Genomic DNA, 18521 nt, shown 5'->3' on the forward strand with positions numbered 1-18521 from the left:
AGGGAAGGGTAGATGAAGCAGTTACCAGTGGCAGTGCAAGGCATGGTATCGGTGATGTTGTTGGCCTGTGTATCGATGGCTCATGCCGTAAGCAAGGATGTCAGCGCAATATTCAGGCCCGATCCCTCGAAACCCAATGAAAATACTTTTCTCAATACCACCCCGGTCTCGGGTTATTGCGCGCTGTATCCGGCGGTCTGCGACAGGGAAAAAATGTTCAGCCTCCAGTTGCCCATTGTCTTCGAATCGACCGGTCCCATTCAGGCCAATCATGGGGATTCGCGCCAAGGGGCGATGTTCGATGTGCCGACCACTTGGCGTCTGGCACAGGTGACCCATACCGAGACGGGCGAAACTGAAATTGTTCAAGTCCGCATATCCGGTGTCGGTTCGCGCTACCAACTGCCCGTCAGTGTCGTTGAACTGGTCGGTGGCGGCGTAGACCTCTCAACCGCTCATAGGAAGTTATGGGGGCGGTTCGAGCTGGAAGTACGCGCCCTCGCCCTGTCAATCCACCGGCTTCGGGACCTTGAACCACCTTATCTATAACTTCTTCTGGAAGACCCCCGTCGAAGGTGTGTGCGCGAAAAGGGCCAGCTACTTGATCCCCAGCATGTCCTACCGCCACTTGGACTTCGCCTACGAACTGCGTACACCCAACCCATTGAGGATGTCGTCCGGCCAATACCGGGGCTCGGTGACCTATGGCGTTGGGCCGGGTCAGGACTTCGACATGGGTGACGTCATGCTTCCAAATGACTCGGTGATCACCCTCAATTTCAAACTCGACGTCGAGCACACCCTCAAGGTCGAAGTCCCCCCCGGCGGCAACCGCGTGGAGCTGGTGCCCCCTGAAGGCTGGCAAGCCTGGTTGAACAGCGGACGCAAACCGACGCGGCTGTTCCGCGACCAGCGCTTTCATATATCTCGGCCTCTTCACGTTTCAAGATGGCCATCGAATGCCAGCACATCAGCGGCAACACCTGCGCGATCTCTGAAACCGGCACCGGCCACGCCGTACCGGTGGATGTCAGCGTGACCCTGCCCGACGGCTTGACGGACGCCGGTGGGCAACCGGTCAACCGTCGGCGGCTGCTGCGCGATGGCAGTGGCACCGAGTTGTTCCAGCCGGGTTTTTATGTGGATCGCAGGTTAGGGGCGCTGCATTTCGAAGTGGGCCAGGGCAGCGTCGAGCAAATGTTGGACACCGGCGCCAAGGCCTACAGCGGCAATGTCACGGTGATATGGGATTCGGAAGTTTAGACAGGCTGGCTCGGCCTGTTCCGAGCCGATTTGATGGTGGGAGATAGATGAAATATTTACCGGTGAACATGCGCAGCGTGGTTGGGGCATTGTTGATTGCGTGCGTTCCTGCGGCCAATGCCTTGAACCAGGACATCAGCGCGCTGTTCAGGCCCGATGCGTCCAAGCCTCAGGAGAACACATTCCTTAATACCACACCGGTCAGTGGCTACTGTGCACAGTATCCGGAGCAGTGCGCTAACAAGAAAATGTTCAGCATTCGATTGCCGATCACCTTCAATTCGATCAGTCCTATTCAGGCGGGTCATGAAGACGTTCGGAAGGGGGCGATGTTTAAGGTACCTGCCAATTGGCGTACGGCACATATTGTCCATGCCAGCACGGGCGAAACGGAAGTCGTGGAAGTGCGCATGACGGGTATAGGTTCGCACTATCGACTCCCTGTCAATGTGGTCGACCTGGTAGAGGGAGATGTGACGGTCGTACTTGCTCATCACCGGCTATGGGGCAGTTATGGCGACGGTTGGGTGGTTGCTCCCCGGCCCTGTGAAAACGGCGGTAATCAGCCCTATGGCAACAATTGGTACGGTTTTTTTTGGAAGACGCCAGTGGAAAGCGTGTGCTCCAAAAGAGCCCGCTATTACATCCCCAGCATGGCTTATTCCCACTTGGACTTTGCCTACGAACTGCGCACCCCCAATCCACTGAAAATGTCATCTGGCCAATATACGGGGTCGCTGACCTATAGCATCGGACCGGGGCAGGACATCGACATGGGCGACATCATGCTTCCCAACGATTCCGCGCTCACCCTCAATTTCAAACTCGACGTCGAGCACACCCTCAAAGTCGAAGTGCCTCCCGGTGGCAACCGCGTCGAACTGGTGCCCAACGAAGGCTGGCAAGCCTGGCTGAACAGCGGTCGCAAACCCACACGATTGTTCCGCGACCAGCGCTTCCATATATCCGCATCTTCCCGTTTCAAGATGGCCCTCGAGTGCCAGCAAATCAGCGGCAACACCTGCGCGATCTCTGAAACCGCCACCGGCCACGCCGTGCCGGTGGACGTCAGCGTGACCCTGCCCGACGGCTTGACGGATGGCGGCGGGCAACCGGTCAACCGCCGCCGGCTGTTGCGCGACGGCAGTGGCACCGAGCTGTTCTTGCCAGGTTTGTACGTTGATCGGCGGTTGGGAATGCTGCATTTCGAGGTGGGCCAGAGCAGTGTCGAGCAGATGCTGGACAGTGGCGCCAAAGCCTATAGCGGCAACGTCACGGTGATCTGGGATTCGGAAGTCTGAGTGGCCGGCTGGCCGGCAACATTCAATGAGTTGTGTTTACTGCATGAGGTTGGAAAAGCGATGAAACATCTATTGGCATGGGTTGGGTTCTGTCTGTTTTGCGGTGTGGCCCAGGCTGGGCCGCAGATTGGTGTAGGGGTGGTGTACGACTACCTCGACGGCGACAAAAGCACCTATATGAAACGGGTGTTCAACGGCGGCACGTCCACGGCGTTCGTCAAGGTCAACATCCTGGAAATCATCTACAACGAGGACGGCAGCTACCAGGAAGTGCCGCTGCAGAACCAGGCCAGCGCCCAGGCCAAGGACGGGTTGATGGCCAGCCCGGCGCGGCTGATCGTGCCGGCCAACGGGGTGCAGGGTACGCGCTTGCTGTTCATGGGCAACCGCGACAAGGAGCGCTACTTCCGGGTGCGTTTCGTGCCGGTGGTGCCCGAAGCCGAAGACGAGTTCGCCATCAGCGCCGAAGAGCGCGAGCAATATAAAAAGGACCGCGTGGCGGCGGGGGTCAAGGTGTTGGCGGGCTACGGCACGGTGTTTTTCGTGCGGCCAAAGAACACCCGTTACGAGACCGTGATCGACGACAGTGCCAGCCGCTACCAGTTGCGCAATAACGGCAACACGGTGGTGGTGATCGATGAGTTCAAGGACTGCGTAGCGCTGAAAGAGAACGACTGCAAGCCGACCACCAAGCATCACGTCAAGAGCGGTCAGAGCTTTTCGTTCGACAAGGAAGCGGGGCGGCAATACCGCTTCACCCTTGTCGAAGGCAATCAGAAAAAAAACGTCGAGATCAAAGGTTGATGGCCGCCGTCGCCGAACCGTCGTTGACGCCAGAGGTAATCAAAATGTTCAAGACCAAAATATTCAAGACATTGATACGTCCCCTCGCATTGAGCGCCCTGACGTTGCCCTGGGCCACCGCCTGGGGCGCGGTCGAGCGGGAAACGTTCGAAGTCTACGTGACGATCCCGACGGTCGACTTCTACGTGTTGCCCCTCGACCCGCAATTGGTCCAGCGCGAACAACGCTTGCCCTTCAGCACCATCACCAACGAACTCAGCCCACTGCGGGCGACCTACGAGGTGAAGAACAGCAACGGTTCTATCGGCGCACGCCTGGGGGAAGAGGCGTACTTGTCCAATGGCCGTGAGCGTATTGACTTGCGGGTGACGTTCAACAACGTCGTATTGACCCTGGATTCGGCCCAGGTGGTCTCGGCCACCGAAGCCCGGCCCGGGCGCCAGGTGCCGCTCGTCATCGCTGCCATCAAGCCCGATGACGAGTACAAGCCTGGCGACTACTACGGCACGGTGCACATGGTGTTCGACGCGACTGCGCCGTAGGGCTGCCGACCGCCCCATGCAGGTTCGATCGAGGCGCGTTCGACACTGAATTACCTGTGGGAGCGAGCTTGCTCGCGATAGCGGTAGACCAGCCACCATTGATGTTGCCTGACCTGACCCTATCGCGAGCAAGCTCGCTCCCACAATGGTCTGTGCCCGGCCAGCCGAACGAGCAAACTCAAGTGTCTGGGGCAAGATCGCAGCCTCGCTTCGCTCGACAGCTCCTACTGCTCCGCCACCAACGGCTTGCACTGGGTATGAGTCCCCGGCTGCAAGTAGGGCGAGAGAAACGGTGCCATGCCCTTGAGCACCTGCACCGGCAAGGCCGAGGTGAATTTGAAGTTCTGCGCCGATGCCCCCGGAACGTAGGCGGTGAGGGTGCCGAAATGGCTGTCGCCGATGTAGAACACGAAAGTGGCGGTACGGTTGATCGATTTGGAACTGATCACTCGCCCACCGGAGCCGACCGCTTCGATGCGGTTGTCGCCGGTGCCGGTCTTGCCGCCCATGGCCAGCGGCGTCCCGTCGGCCAACTTGAAACTGCCGGCCACGCGTTTCGCGGTGCCGGCATCCACTACCTGGGACAGTGCACCGCGCAGAGCCTGGGCGACTTCCACCGGCATCACGCGCTTGCCGCTTTCCGGGTCGTTGACCAGGCGTGTTTCGTAGGGCGTATTGACGGCAAAATCCAAACTGTCGACGCGCAAGGCCGGTTGCCGGATGCCGTCGTTGAGAATGGTACCCACCAGGACCGCCAACGCGGCGGGGCGGTCGCCGGAGCTGCCGATGGCGGTGGCCAGCGACGGCACCAGGTGGTCGAACGGATAGCCGACCTGCTGCCAGCGCTGGTGAATATCCAGGAAGGCTTCGATCTCCAGCATCGTGCGGATGCGACTGTCGCGGGCGCTCTTGTGCCGGCTCTTGAACAGCCAGCTGTAGACTTCCTGGCGCTCGAACTGACTGGCCTTGACGATCTGGCTGAACTTGGCGTCGGGGTGGTTCAGCAAGTAACCCATCAACCACAAGTCCAGTGGGTGGACCTTGGCGATGAAACCCTGGTCCGGCAGGTCATAGGCGCCGGGGCCATAGCTTTGATAGAGCCGTTCGAGACGTTCGTCGGTGAGTTTTTCGGCGCTCTTGGCCGACTTCAAATGCGCACGCACGAAGCGGTTGAAATTTTCCTGGCTGTCGTTGGGAAAGAAATAGCGGTGCACGGCGGCCAGGCGGATCGCCGTGGGGCGCATGCTGTCGAGAAAGGTTTCGAGGCGCTGGCTGGTGTCCTTTTTCTGGTACTTCTTCCAGAACCTGAGCAGGAACGAAGTGCCTTCGCGGTCGGCGAACTGGGCCAGGTATTCCTGGCGGCGCGGGTCCTTGTCGTCCTTGAGCAGTTCGGAACTGTTGTTGGGGCCGGCGTAGGTGGCGTAGCGGACCAGGTCGCGCATCAGGCGGATGAACGGCAGGTTGATGGATTCTCGCAAAGAGTCGCGCAGGGTGGGCATGCGACCGTCGTCTTCCCGGCGGAAGTTGTGGAAAGTGTGCAGCCCGCCACCGGTGAAGAACGCTTCGCCGGGGCTGGCTGAATACGTCCGATCCAGCGCGGCCTCGAGCATCTTCGGCAGGCTGCGGTCGGTGTTCTGGATCAGGTAGTCGACGGCCCAGCGGGACAGGCGGTCCTGCTCTGCGACTTCGGTTTTCTTCAGCGCCGCCGGGGACTGCTGGGCATAACGCTCGTGCAGTTCGGCAATGATCTGCAGGTAGGTGGTGAGCACGCGCAACTTGGCGGTGGAGCCCAGTTCCAGCTTGCTGCCTTCGTTGATGTCGAAGGGCTGGTCGGTGCTGTCGGTCTGCACGCGCACGCGGGAGCCATCGGGGGTCAGTTCCATCAGGGTGAAGCTGTAGCGCACCTGGGTGGTGCTGGTGGGGGTCAGCAGGCGTTCTCCCATCAGGCCGATCTCGGTCGCGAAGGCCGGGTCGGCCAGGCGCTTGAGGTAGTCGGTGGCCTGGGCCTGCAAGTCGCTTTGCAAGGTGCTGGTGGCGGAGAGGTCGAGGCGATCGAGGTCGTACAGCGGGCGGTTGAGCAGGGCGGCGAGGCGACTGCGGGCGGCGCTGATGCCTTTGTTGGTTTCGTTGGGCTGGACGGTCGGGTCCTGGACCCAGTCGCGATAGCTGACCTTGCTCGCCAGGGCCGCCTCGGCCAACGCCGCGTCGATCACGCCGTTTTGCCTCAGCAACCGGATGTGACTGTCGGTCAGGTTCGCCAGTTCATCGCGACCCTTGGTCAGGTAATGAGAGGGGCGGCGTTGAGCGATCATCAACGACAGCATTTCCCGCAGGGCCAGGCCTTTTTCCGCCAGGCTCTTAGGGTCGGTGGCGGTGCTGGCCAAGCGTTCATTGGCCCGATTGAAGTCGGCGCCATACCAGACCCGCAAGCCTTCGGCCATGCCGTGGACTTCACCATGCCCCGGCACGGCGGAGAGCGGCACGCTGTTGAGGTAGTCGCGCACCACCCGCTGCCGTGCCTCGAGGGTTTGCGGGCCGGCCTGATAGGCGCGCACGCTGGCGGAAATCATCTGGCGGATTTTCTCCGCGCCGGACACGGTCAGGCCCTCAGGCGAGTGACGGTACTTCTCCAGTTGCGTCGCCAAGGTGCTGCCCCCGGCGGATTGCCCCGGCAGGCTCAGCAGCTTGGCGACTTGCGACCAGGCCGCCATGCCGAAGCGCGGCCAGTCCACGGCCGGGTTGGCCAAGGGTTGCTTGGGGTCGAGCAGAAAACGGTTCTCGATGAACAACAGGCTCTGCACCACCACGGGCGGGATCGCTTCGAAGTTCGCATACAGCTGCTGCGGGTACTTGAACTGATAGACCGGCGCGGCGCGGCAGTCGGTGATGGTCAGCCCGGCCTGGATCTTTTCCGCGTAGGGCACGAACAGGCCTTTTTCGACGTAGCCCATCAACGCCGGCGAAAACCGCGCCTGGGCCTGGATCACGTAGTCGCGCTTGAGCAGGCGCGGCAGGAACTCCCCCAGCGCGCTGTAGCCCAGGCGCCGGTCGAACGGGCCTGCGCCAGGGTAGACGATGGCATCGCTGGGCCCCGGCTGCACCGAATAGCTCAGGGACGCGGCGTACTTGCTGAGCTCCCGGGCCTGAAACCGAGACGTGCGCATTTCCTTGGCCACCGCCAAGCCGACCACCACGACGATAATCAGCAGCAACAACCAGAATGCCCGCCAGCCATGCCGTGCGCGGCGTTTTTTTTGAGGTAAAGGCGCTTCTTCCATACGTTCAGTCGGGACCATAGGTTCATTCGAATCGGTTTGCCACAAAGCGCCCATAGTCGACTGATCCATTAAGCAGATTGATCGGACTTGCTTGAAGCTTAGACGGTGGTTGGCGTGGGGGGAGGGGAAATTATGGGCACCGGTCTGTCACGACCAGAGGCATTGCTTTGTGTCTCCCTGTCTGGACAAGGAAACAGGGTTTCCCTGTGGTCAGGGGATCTATCTGTGGAGAAGGAGTTATTTGTGGTGGTGGGATTACCTGTGGCGAGGGGATTTATCCCCGTTGGGCTGCTGCGCAGCCCAACGGGGATAAATCCCCTCGCCACAGGTAATCACTCCCCCAAATTAACTCCTCGCCACAGGGTTTTAGTGTCTGAAAACCTTGCCCTAGAGCCCTCGCCCCATGCCAAAACATGACGCTGCACCATCGTTGTGCAATACTCGGCGGCGTTTTCCGAATGACCTGGTTCCCAGACAACACCTCTCCAAAACCCGATCCTGGCTGAGGTTTATCCCTGAATTTTCCAGGTTTTACAGTGAAACTCTCTATCCCTGGCTTTTTATACTGCACGACCCGCTGATCCTGAGGTTGTCGTTCCACAGGACGGTCTGTCCACAAGACAGACCCGGTTTCGGCAAGGCGGCAGGCTTACCGGCCTGTGGCTTTGGACACTCGGTGGCTAATCCAATAACAAGACGAGGTTATCCCTATGCCTGTCGGCAATCATCTGCCCCATGGCGAGACCGCCCAGAGTGGTCCGCTCAAACGTGAACTCGGTGAGCGGCATATCCGCCTGATGGCGCTCGGCGCCTGCATCGGTGTCGGGCTGTTCCTCGGTTCGGCCAAGGCCATCGAAATGGCCGGTCCGGCGATCATGCTGTCCTACATCATTGGCGGCCTGGCGATCCTGGTGATCATGCGCGCCCTCGGTGAAATGGCCGTGCACAACCCGGTGGCTGGTTCGTTCAGCCGCTATGCCCAGGACTATCTCGGCCCACTGGCAGGCTTCCTGACCGGTTGGAACTACTGGTTCCTATGGCTGGTGACCTGCGTGGCGGAAATCACCGCCGTTGCCGTGTACATGGGCATCTGGTTCCCCGACGTGCCCCGCTGGATCTGGGCCCTGGCCGCGCTGGTCAGCATGGGCTCGATCAACCTGATCGCGGTGAAGGCCTTCGGCGAATTCGAATTCTGGTTCGCCCTGATCAAGATCGTCACCATCATCGCCATGGTCATCGGCGGCGTCGGCATCATCGCCTTTGGCTTCGGCAACGACGGTGTAGCCCTGGGCATTTCCAACCTCTGGGCCCATGGCGGCTTCATGCCCAACGGCGTGTCCGGCGTGTTGATGTCCCTGCAAATGGTCATGTTCGCCTACCTGGGCGTGGAGATGATCGGCCTGACCGCCGGAGAGGCGAAGAACCCGCAGAAAACCATCCCCAACGCCATCGGCTCGGTGTTCTGGCGGATCCTGCTGTTCTACGTCGGCGCGCTCTTCGTGATCCTGTCGATCTACCCATGGAACGAGATCGGCACCCAGGGCAGCCCGTTCGTGATGACCTTCGAGCGCCTGGGCATCAAGACCGCCGCCGGCATCATCAACTTCGTGGTGATCACCGCCGCGTTGTCGTCCTGCAACGGCGGGATCTTCAGCACCGGGCGGATGCTCTATAGCCTGGCGCAGAACGGCCAGGCCCCGTCCGGTTTCGCCAAGACCTCCAACAACGGCGTACCACGCCGCGCGCTGCTGCTGTCCATCGCCGCGTTGCTGCTGGGCGTGCTGCTCAATTACCTGGTGCCGGAGAAAGTCTTCGTCTGGGTGACGTCCATCGCCACCTTCGGCGCGATCTGGACTTGGGTGATGATCCTGTTGGCCCAGCTCAAATTCCGTAAAAGCCTCAGTGCTTCAGAGCGTGCGGCGTTGAAATACCGCATGTGGCTGTACCCGGTCAGCTCGTACCTGGCGTTGGCATTCCTGGTGCTGGTGGTGGGGTTGATGGCGTACTTCCCCGATACGCGTGTGGCGTTGTATGTGGGCCCTGCGTTCCTGGTGTTGCTGACGGTGTTGTTCTACACCTTCAAGTTGCAACCGACGGGTGATGTGCAGGGTTCGGTACGTTCAGCTTCGTAAGTGGACGGCGATGAAAACAGAGCCCCGGTCGGATGATCGGGGCTCTTTTTTTGTTGAGTCTCTGGCAACGAACTACGGCGCACCTGTTAGTTCTTACAGTAGACCGGGTACAGACAGAACCCTAGAGTAAGTACCGCCTGAAGCACCGACCTGCTCGGGAGTATGTATGAAAGCGATATGGAAAAGTTTTCTCAGCTACTCACTGGTGGGACTGGCCAATACGCTGATCCATTGGCAGATATTTTTTGTGCTACGAGTGGCTGTCGGTCTCAATCAGGCAACGAGTAATTTCACGGCCTTTTGCGTGGCTGCCTCGTTCTCCTTTTATGTCAACGCGCTTTACACCTTCGAGGCTAAACTCTCGGTAACGAGCTATGTGTTTTTCCTCTGTGTCATGGGCGTGCTCAGTTTTATCGTCGGTCACGTTGGGGACCGCTGGCACCTTCAGGGTCTGCTGACCGTAGCGGCATTCTCGCTGTTGAGTCTGGTGTTCGGCTTTCTGTTTTCCTGGTCTGTAGTGTTTCGCGGACGTCGTCCATGAATATTTCGCTGATTGTTCCTGTGTACAACGAAGAGCAGGCCATCGGCTTGTTTTACAAAAGTGTCCGCCAGCATCCGCAGCTCAGGGATCATTGCGTCGAGATCGTATTCATCAACGATGGCAGCCTCGACCAGACCGCCACCCTGGCCCGTGATATTGCGTTGGCTGACAACCTGGTCCTGTTGATCAGCTTTTCCCGAAATTTTGGCAAGGAACCAGCGTTGTTTGCCGGAGTCGAGTATGCCAGCGGCGATGTGGTTATTCCGATGGATGTGGACCTGCAAGATCCCATTGAGGTTATTCCGAGACTTATCGCCGAATGGGAAAAGGGCGCCGAGGTGGTGCTGGCAAAGCGTCGCGATCGTTCATCCGACAGTTATCTCAAGCGGGGATGTGCTGCACTGTTCTATCGCCTGCTCGATCAGATTGGCTACCCTCATATCGAACGCAACGTGGGCGATTTTCGCCTGATGGATCGCAAGGTCGTGGAAGTCATCAAGACCCTCCCCGAGTATCAGCTATTCATGAAAGGCGTGTTGTCGTGGGCCGGTTTCAACACCGTCATCATCGAATACGACCGCGCGAGTCGCGCCGCTGGCAACAGTAAGTTCAACGTTTGGAAGTTGTGGAACCTGGCGCTCGAAGGCATCACGTCGTTCAGTACCGTGCCGTTGCGGTTGTGGACTTATGTGGGGAGTTGCATCTCGCTGATTTCGCTGGCGTATGCCGTCTACATGGTCCTGGACAAGTTGTTCTTCGGAAATGATGTACCCGGCTATCCTTCGTTGATAACCGCGATTCTATTTCTGGGCGGTGTGCAACTGATCGGCATAGGGGTATTGGGTGAATACATCGGGCGGATTTATCTGGAAACCAAGCACCGGCCGCGGTATGTCATCAAGGAGATGATCCGGGGAGGTCGGCTCAAGCCCCGGGATGAATCATGACGCAGTTGCTCCGTGTGGACAAAGCCAGCTGTTGACCTGTAATTCTTGATCGTAGGGGGGCAGCGAGTGATCAATCGACCGCAACGATCATGGGAGCGATGAAATGAGAATCAGCGATCTTGTCTATCGCGAACTCAATCGCCAACAGATCGCGCTATTTTTTTTATCAGCAAGCTTGCTGTACGTCCTGCCGTTGATCCTCGCTGATTTTCGCTATATCGACGATAACTGGCGGACGCTGGAAGCGGGTACTGCTTGGACTGTCCAAGGACGTTGGTTCAGTGAATTGTTGTATCAAACGTTGTCCTTCACCAGCGCCGCGCCGGACATTTTTCCGCTGCCTTTGTTGCTCGCCGTGTTGGCTATGTCCCTGGCTTTGACTCGCCTGACCTTTTATTACTTTCCTCAGCCGACACTGGCGTGCTGCCTGGTTACGTTGCCCCTCTGGTACAACCCCTTCCTGTTGCAGAACCTGTCGTATCAATACGATGGTCCGGGTATGGCGCTGAGTCTGGTCGCTGTTATTTACGCAATTACCTTTCAGGGTGCATCGCGAATTCGTCAGTGGTGGGTGCCAACGGCGTTGTTGGTGCTGGCCTTCGGGCTCTATCAGATCAGCTTCAATGTGTTTCTGGGCCTGTGTTGCCTAGAACTGCTCAGGGCGGCATACAAACGGGAGCCATGCCTACAGTGGCTGCAAATGTTGGGTTGGAAGCTGACTCAGCTTGGCTTGGCGATGCTGATTTACTTCGCCGCCGCCGTCATGCTCATGAGAACGGAGCGGACTGCATTATTGAATTGGAAAGCCGATCCGCTTCTGCAGATCAGCATCAATATTGGACGGGTGGTGGAGAAGGTGGCGCTGTTGTTTCACGGCGGATACACCTGGATATTCTCCGTTCTGGTCCTGTGTGCGCTGATCGGTTTCGTACGATTGACCTGCAGGGTGTGCGTGCGTGAACGGCAACGTTGGAAAAGTGTGGTGATGCTGCTGGGTTGTTTGCTGACGCTGCCCTTATTGGTCCTGTTGGTACCTGGCATCACGCTGTTTTTCCGCGACTTCAATGAAGGTGCTCGCACCCTGATGGGTTTCGGGGTGCTGTTGATGTTGCTGTTTTATCTTGCTTATCTGGCCCTTGCGCCGATTCATCGTCGACTGCCGCTGCTGCTGGTCATTCCGCTTTTGGCAACGCTTTCGCTGTCCTTCGCTTATGGCCGAGTGCTGACCTTACAAAAATCCTTCGCCAATGGAGCGCTTTACAGTCTGGGGTATGACATCACTTCGCACCGGGCACTGTACGAAGCCAAGCGGATTTACATATCCGTCACTTATTCTGACTCTTGGTTGGCAAGCGCTTGCGGCTCGTTCAAACAGCTGCCGGTTCTGCATTATCTGCTCAACATCGACTACTTTATGCTTTCGAAAAACTTGCCGTTAATGGGCATCACCAACGTGGCGGTCGAACGTGAGCGGCGTAATGCGACCCACGTCGGCTATCTAGGATATGTGCCCGTCGTGGACAATCAGTATTACCGAATTTATCTACTGGGCGACTATGGTTTCATCGTTATGAAAGAGCCCGCGCGGATCAATCGCAGCACTGTTAACTGCCGCGATTTGGCTCATTAATATTGGGAAAGTTTCTCTACCGTTGGCGTTGAAATTCCATAGCGTCGAAAACGGTTTGCTGCGGGATTATTCATGCCGCCACCACCTCCCGCGGCTCAAAACTGTCCGCCCGCGCCATCTGCCACATCCGCGAATAAAACGCCCCGTTGACCTCACCCGTCAGCAATTCCCCCGGCTTCAAAAACACATGCAACTGAGAGAACAACTTGACCTCGGTGGCCGACATACGCCGTACCAGATGCTTGGGCTGCAATTGCGAAGGGTGTTCAAGCCCGGCGGCGGCGAGCATTTCGGCCAGGGCCTTGAGGGTGTTGCGGTGGAAGTTGTAGACCCGCTGGGCCTTGTCCGGGACGACCAGGGCGCGCTGGCGCAGGGTGTCCTGGGTGGCGACGCCGGTGGGGCATTTGTTGGTGTGGCAGCTTTGCGACTGGATGCAGCCGATGGCGAACATGAAGCCACGCGCGGCGTTGGCCCAGTCGGCGCCGATGGCCAGGACGCTGGCGATGTCGAAGGCGCTGACGATCTTGCCACTGGCGCCGAGCTTGATCTTGTCCCGTAGGTTCAGGCCCACCAGGGTGTTATGCACGAACAGCAGGCCCTCGCGCAGCGGCACGCCGATGTGATCGGTGAACTCCACTGGCGCGGCGCCCGTGCCGCCTTCCTTGCCGTCCACCACGATGAAGTCGGGCAGGATCCCGGTTTCCAGCATGGCCTTGGCAATGCCCATGAATTCCCACGGATGACCCAAGCAGAACTTGAAGCCCACCGGTTTGCCGCCGGACAGCTCACGCAGTTGCTGGACGAACCGCATCAGTTCGATCGGCGTGGAAAACGCGCTGTGGCGTGACGGCGAAACACAATCCTCGCCCATGAGGATGCCACGGGTTTCGGCGATTTCCCGGGTGACCTTGTGCTTGGGCAGGATGCCGCCGTGGCCGGGTTTGGCGCCCTGGCTCATCTTGATTTCGATCATCCGCACCTGCGGGTTCTGGGCCTGGGCGGCGAAACGTTCGGGGTCGAAGCGCCCGTCGCTTGTACGACAGCCAAAATAGCCGCTGCCCAGCTCCCAGGTCAGGTCACCACCGTGTTCGCGATGGTAGGGGCTGATACTGCCTTCACCGGTGTCGTGGGCGAAGTTGCCCAGCTTGGCCCCCTGGTTCAACGCCCGGATGGCGTTGGCGCTCAGGGAGCCGAAGCTCATGGCCGAGATGTTGAACACCGACGCGGAGTACGGCTGTGTGCACTGCGGGCCGCCGACCGTCACCCGAAAACCGCTGGGGTCGCTCAGTGGGGCCGGGCGCATGGAATGGCCGATGAATTCGAAGCCGGTCTGGTAGACGTCGATCAAGGTGCCGAACGGTTTGTCGGCGCTTTCGTTCTTGGCCCGGGAATACACCAGCGAGCGTTGGGCCCGGGAGAAGGGCAGGGCATCGCTGTCGGATTCGAGCAGGTACTGGCGGATCTCCGGGCGGATGCCTTCGACCAGGTAGCGGATATTGCCCAGGATCGGGTAGTTGCGCCGTACGGCGTGGCGGCTTTGCAGCAAGTCGAACAACCCCAGCAGGCTCAACAGCCCGGTCACCAGCGCAATCGGCCAGAGCCAGTCGTGTTGCAGAAACGGCAGGCTGGCGAGGGTGAAAATGACACAGCCGGCGAAGAAGGCGTAGCGGCTCAGCAGAGACAGGCTCATACGGTTTCCTTGGGGGGAGCGATTGGCGAGGCGGCGTAGGCATTCTGCGCTGGCAGCGAAACGGCGGGCAACCCTATGGCGAGGGGATTGTTATGGGAGCAAGGCTGTGGGAGCAAAGCTTGCTCGCGATACAGGCGCCTCGGTTTCTGAAGTACCGAGTCGTCCCCATCGCGGGCAAGCCTTGCTCCCACAGCTTCTACAGTGTTCTCACCCCAGGTGTGGCTCAGCTCGCCTGCTTCATCTGCCGCACCGGTAATTCCACGCGAAAGGTTGTGCCGACGCCGACTTCGCTGCGTACGGTGATCTCGCCGTTGTGTTTTTTCACGATGCCGTAGGACAACGACAGCCCGAGCCCCGTGCCCTGGCCGATGGGTTTGGTGGTGAAGAACGGGTCGAAGATTTTCTGCAGGGTTTCGGGGGGGATGCCCGAGCCGTTGTCCGCTACTTCGATCCAGACGGTTTCATCACCGACCCCGTTGCGCAGGGTGATGGTGCCGCGTTCGGGGCCGATGGCCTGGGCGGCGTTGACGATCAGGTTCATGATCACCTGGTTGATCTGCGACGGCAGGCATTCCACCTCCGGCAACGGTGTGTACTCCTTGACCACGTCGGCCTTGTACTTGATTTCATTGGCGACGATGTTCAACGTCGAATCCATGCCCTGCTGCAAATTGGCCATCTGCCATTCCTGGCTGGAGTCAACGCGGGAGAAGTCCTTCAGGTCCTTGACGATCTGCCCGACACGGCCGATGCCATCCTTGGATTCCTTGATCAGCAAGGGGATGTCCTCGACCAGGAAATCCAGCTCCACCTGTTCGCGCAGTTTTCTCAAGTTCACCACCAGCTCCGGTGAGGCGATGGCCTCTTCGGCGCTGCCGTAGGCGCTGAGCATTTCCTGGAGCTTGCCGAAGTAGCCATCCAACGCCCCCAGGTTGGAAGAAATGAAACCGATCGGGTTGTTGATTTCGTGGGCCACCCCGGCCGCCAGCTGGCCCAGCGAGGCGAGCTTTTCCGATTGCACCAACTGGGTTTCCAGCATCTTGCGTTCGTCGATCTCCATTTGCAGCAGCTCGCTGGCCTGTCTGAACGCCTGGGTGCGTTGTTCCACCAGGTCTTCGAGCTTGTTCATTTTCAACTGCGCCCGAGAAGTCATTTCCCATTTGGTGGTCAGGGTGTTGGCCATCTGCTGGACTTCGATGTTGTCGAACGGCTTCTTCAGGATCAGCAGGCGATCGTGGCCGTTCAGGCGGTCGAGCAGTTCATCCCAGGAATAATCCGAGTAGGCGGTACAAACCACCACTTGTAACTGCGGGTCGCGCTTCCAGAGTTCTTCGATGGTCTTGGCGCCGTCCCAGCCTTCGGGCATGCGCATGTCGACAAAGGCCAGGGCATAGGGACGCTCCTTCGCCGCGGCCTCCAGCAATTTGTTCAAGCCTTCTTGCCCACCGTAGGCCGAGTCGAGCTCGAACACGGTGGCGGCAGGTTTCGGCGCTTCGCCGAACAAGGCGCTTTCCATGTCCTGCAAGTCCGTGTTGCTCTCATCCTCCGGGGTGAGGATCTTGCGGAAATCTTCATGAATGGCGGGTGTATCGTCGATCAACAGGATGCGGCGGTTACTCATGCTGTTCATGGTTCACCTTCTGCAAGTTTCAGGGGCACCTGCAATTGGAATGTCGCCCCTTTGCCTGGCCCCTCACTGTGGGCGGTGAGGTGGCCGTTCATTTCGATGGCCGCCAGTGCGCAGCTGTGCAGGCCAAAGCCGTGGCCTTCCTTACGCGTGGTAAACCCATGGGCGAAGATGCGCGTCATGTTTTCCTCCGCGATGCCTTCGCCTTCGTCCTTGACGCTGATTTGCAGGGTCTCGCCATCGACGACGGCGGCCTTGAGGGTCATGTTCCGCGCATGGTTGGACACCCCGGCCATGGCGTATTTGGCATTGCTGATCAGGTTGATCAGGATCAACAGCAAGCGGTGCTTGTCGCCCATGATCCGCGGCACGTCGCCGTATTCCTTGATTACCGTAACATGATGGCGGGTCAGGGCGCCGGAGTTCATGCGCAGCGCGTCTTCGAGCAGCTCGCTGACCACCAGGGGTTCCAGCAGGCTGTTGGCCCCGGCATAGGACTGTTGGGTGGAGACGATGTCCTTGATGTGGTCCACGCTCTTGCTCAACTGGGCCAATTCATCTGTCAGGCCCTGCTGCTCCGAGGCGATGGCCTCGACCAGTTGGTTGAGGTAGCCGGGGAGCAGCTTGCCTTTGGGGTCCTCGGTGAGGAAGTGCCCGAGGTCATCGGTGTGTTCGTTGATCAATTGCATCGCCTTGCCCAGCCCCAGGGCCTTGCTGCTGCGCAGTTTTCGGCTGACCAGGTCGGCGGAGATGTTCACGCTGTTGAGCACGTTGCCGACGTTGTGCAACACGTTGGTGGCGATTTCCGCCATGCCAGCCTGGCGGGCGGTGTCCATCAACTCGCTCTGGGTGTCCTTGAGTTGACGGGTACGTTCCTCGACCCGTTGTTCCAGCTCATCGTTGGCGGTTTGCAGGGCGTTGTTGACCCGCTTGATCTCGGCGAAGCTGCGTATCAGCCGGATCGCCAACCAGATCAGGATCAGCACCAGGAACGTGGCGAACACCAGCAGGTAAACGTGGTTGCGCTCGTACTGGGCGGCGGCTTTTGCCTGGTCTTTCTCGAGCAGCTGGGTGATGGTGTCCAGGCGATCGGCCAAGGGAATCGCTTCGATCCCCAGTAATAATTCATTGACCCGTGGCTGTTCGCGCAAGATCACCCCGATGTGTCTGCGCAACACTTCGACGGAGTTGAGCAGCCCCTCGGGCAGGCGTTCCTTGTTGACCTCCAACTGGTTCAGACCCAGCAGCACTTCAGCTGCTCTTTCAGGGGAGCTGAGCTGAGCGAACTCCATGCTGCTGAGCAACAGGTCGTAGGTGTCGATGGCAACGTTCTGCAACTCCAGTTTGTACGTATCAGGCAGCCGGGCGAACTGGGCCTGGATGTCGTCCTCGCCGGTGGGCAGGAAGGCCAGGGAATTGCGCAACACGGCGTTATGGGATTTGAACTGTTCTATCAGACGGGTTTTTTCCTTGACCAATTTGAGGTATTCGGCGCGCTGGGCTTCCCAGAGTGACGGCCCGTGGCGCCCCGGTTCCGATTCGATGGCGTCCAGGCGCTGCCACAAACGTGCCATCTCGTGCAGGGGCGAGACCAGCGGGTCGTAGTTGTGGGTCAGGGCGATTCGCGACTTGAGGACTTCGTTGTCCCAGATAGCGTCCTGTTGCTTGAGCAGGCGGATCAGGTCCCGGGACTCGATGTACGAAGCGGCCTGCCGGGCGCCCGAATTGACGTACATGAACAACAGGATGCCCGCCAGCAAGAGGCCGATGAAGGCCAGGCCGAGGCGACGGAGGACTGTCATAGGGGTTTGCCCTCCCACTCACCGGTCAGGGTCTTGAGGAATTCGACGATCAGCTCGGTATCGTTCTTCAGGGGCTCACGGCCCAACTGGTACTTGAACATCACCTCCACCGCGCGTTCCAGGGTTGGCGCCGACCCGTCATGGAAATACGGGGCGGTAATGGCCACGTTGCGCAGGCTCGGCACCTTGAAAACCTGGCGATCGTTTTCATCGCCGGTGATGTTGAAGCGTCCTTCGTCGGCCCGGGTGGGGTTGCCCCGGTCGCCGATGTAGTCGCCCATGACGCCGAATTTCTGGAACATGTTGCCGCCCATGTTCACGCCCTGGTGGCAAGCGATACAGCCGTACTCCTTGAAACGCTGGTAACCGAACTTCTCCCGAGGCGTGAGGATGTCGGTATTACCCAGCAGGTATTGGTCGAAACGCGAGTTGGGCGTCTGCAAGGTGCGCTCGTAGTCGGCCAGTGCGCCCTGGATATTGGGCTTGGTCACGCCGTCAGGGTAGGCGTCCTTGAAGTCTTTGGCGTAGCCGGGGTCATCGGCGATGCGCTTGACTACCGCCTCCCAGGTGCTGCCCATTTCCACCGGGTTGGTCACGACCTCGTGGACCTGTTCTTCCAGCGTATCGACGCGGCCATCCCAGAACTGGTGGAAGTTCAGGCTGGCGTTGAACACCGTCGGCGTATTGACTTCCACCGGTTTGCCGTCGAAGCCTAAGGAAAACGGCTTGTCGTCGGCGCCGCCCTTGTCCAGGCGATGGCAACTGGCGCAGGACAGGGTGTTGTTGACCGACAGCCGCGGGTCATTGAACAGCCGCAGTCCCAACTGAACGCGCTTGGGGTCCAGGGCCGGCACCGGTGGCAGGGGCTTGAGGGGTTCGTCCAGGGGTTCGGCGTGAGCGGTCACGCTTGCTCCCACGAGCAGGCCGAGAGCCAGAATCAGTCCATGTAACGCCATGGGATGTT

At 59.3% G+C, this 18521-nt stretch carries 12 protein-coding genes and 2 pseudogenes; 8 read left to right on the forward strand and 6 right to left on the reverse strand.

The genetic code is table 11. The features are described from left to right. The first annotated feature begins 12 nt into the window (after positions 1-12). The 4 genes and pseudogenes from PSH84_RS02170 to PSH84_RS02185 all read left to right on the forward strand — a co-directional run bounded on the left by PSH84_RS02170 (position 13) and on the right by PSH84_RS02185 (position 3910). Positions 13-1263 (forward strand): annotated as a pseudogene (locus tag PSH84_RS02170) (hypothetical protein). Between the two features lie 47 nt (positions 1264-1310). After that, the gene (locus tag PSH84_RS02175; RefSeq protein WP_305482234.1) at positions 1311-2564 is read left to right on the forward strand and encodes a hypothetical protein; all 1254 of its coding nucleotides are present in this window, start codon (positions 1311-1313) and stop codon (positions 2562-2564) included. 60 nt (positions 2565-2624) lie between these two features. Continuing rightward, on the forward strand, positions 2625-3368 hold the full coding sequence (locus PSH84_RS02180; RefSeq protein ID WP_122567135.1) for a molecular chaperone: 744 nt from the start codon (positions 2625-2627) through the stop codon (positions 3366-3368). A gap of 59 nt (positions 3369-3427) precedes the next feature. Then, positions 3428-3910 (forward strand): CS1 type fimbrial major subunit, encoded by a 483-nt coding sequence (locus PSH84_RS02185; protein ID WP_122567191.1) that lies wholly within the window; start codon positions 3428-3430, stop codon positions 3908-3910. Positions 3911-4134: 224 nt separating this feature from the next. Here PSH84_RS02185 and PSH84_RS02190 read toward each other — a convergent pair whose 3' ends face one another. Then, a complete protein-coding gene (locus tag PSH84_RS02190; RefSeq protein WP_305482235.1) occupies positions 4135-7242 on the reverse strand; it encodes a transglycosylase domain-containing protein in 3108 nt (1035 codons plus the stop codon). A gap of 656 nt (positions 7243-7898) precedes the next feature. Here PSH84_RS02190 and PSH84_RS02195 point away from each other — a divergent pair. From PSH84_RS02195 to PSH84_RS02210, 4 genes are all read left to right on the forward strand, one after another. Continuing rightward, the gene (locus PSH84_RS02195; RefSeq protein ID WP_305482236.1) at positions 7899-9320 is read left to right on the forward strand and encodes an amino acid permease; all 1422 of its coding nucleotides are present in this window, start codon (positions 7899-7901) and stop codon (positions 9318-9320) included. A 166-nt stretch (positions 9321-9486) separates the two neighbouring features. Continuing rightward, complete coding sequence (locus PSH84_RS02200; protein WP_122567130.1) at positions 9487-9861, forward strand: GtrA family protein; 375 nt, start codon at positions 9487-9489, stop codon at positions 9859-9861. Beyond that, positions 9858-10808, forward strand: coding sequence for a glycosyltransferase family 2 protein (locus PSH84_RS02205; protein WP_305482237.1), 951 nt, complete (start codon positions 9858-9860; stop codon positions 10806-10808). Before PSH84_RS02200 ends, PSH84_RS02205 begins: the two co-directional genes overlap by 4 nt. A gap of 103 nt (positions 10809-10911) precedes the next feature. Further along, positions 10912-12438, forward strand: coding sequence for a glucosyltransferase domain-containing protein (locus PSH84_RS02210; protein ID WP_305482238.1), 1527 nt, complete (start codon positions 10912-10914; stop codon positions 12436-12438). A 70-nt stretch (positions 12439-12508) separates the two neighbouring features. Here the strand turns inward: PSH84_RS02210 and PSH84_RS02215 are convergent, their stop codons facing one another. The 5 genes and pseudogenes from PSH84_RS02215 to PSH84_RS02230 form a co-directional block, all read right to left on the reverse strand. After that, positions 12509-14128, reverse strand: coding sequence for an FMN-binding glutamate synthase family protein (locus tag PSH84_RS02215; RefSeq protein ID WP_122567127.1), 1620 nt, complete (start codon positions 14126-14128; stop codon positions 12509-12511). A 223-nt stretch (positions 14129-14351) separates the two neighbouring features. Then, positions 14352-15020: an ATP-binding protein gene (locus tag PSH84_RS28885; protein WP_439800563.1), complete on the reverse strand. Its 669-nt coding sequence runs from the start codon at positions 15018-15020 to the stop codon at positions 14352-14354. Positions 15021-15077: 57 nt separating this feature from the next. Next, positions 15078-15164, reverse strand: a pseudogene (locus PSH84_RS28890) (hypothetical protein); the annotation flags it as partial. Between the two features lie 590 nt (positions 15165-15754). Next, entirely contained in the window at positions 15755-17557 is a 1803-nt protein-coding gene (locus PSH84_RS02225) for a DAHL domain-containing sensor histidine kinase (protein ID WP_122567125.1), read from the reverse strand. After that, positions 17554-18513: a cytochrome-c peroxidase gene (locus tag PSH84_RS02230; protein WP_305482239.1), complete on the reverse strand. Its 960-nt coding sequence runs from the start codon at positions 18511-18513 to the stop codon at positions 17554-17556. Before PSH84_RS02230 ends, PSH84_RS02225 begins: the two co-directional genes overlap by 4 nt. Positions 18514-18521 lie beyond the last annotated feature (8 nt).

Source organism: Pseudomonas beijingensis (assembly GCF_030687295.1).
GTDB classification, from domain to species: domain Bacteria; phylum Pseudomonadota; class Gammaproteobacteria; order Pseudomonadales; family Pseudomonadaceae; genus Aquipseudomonas; species Aquipseudomonas beijingensis.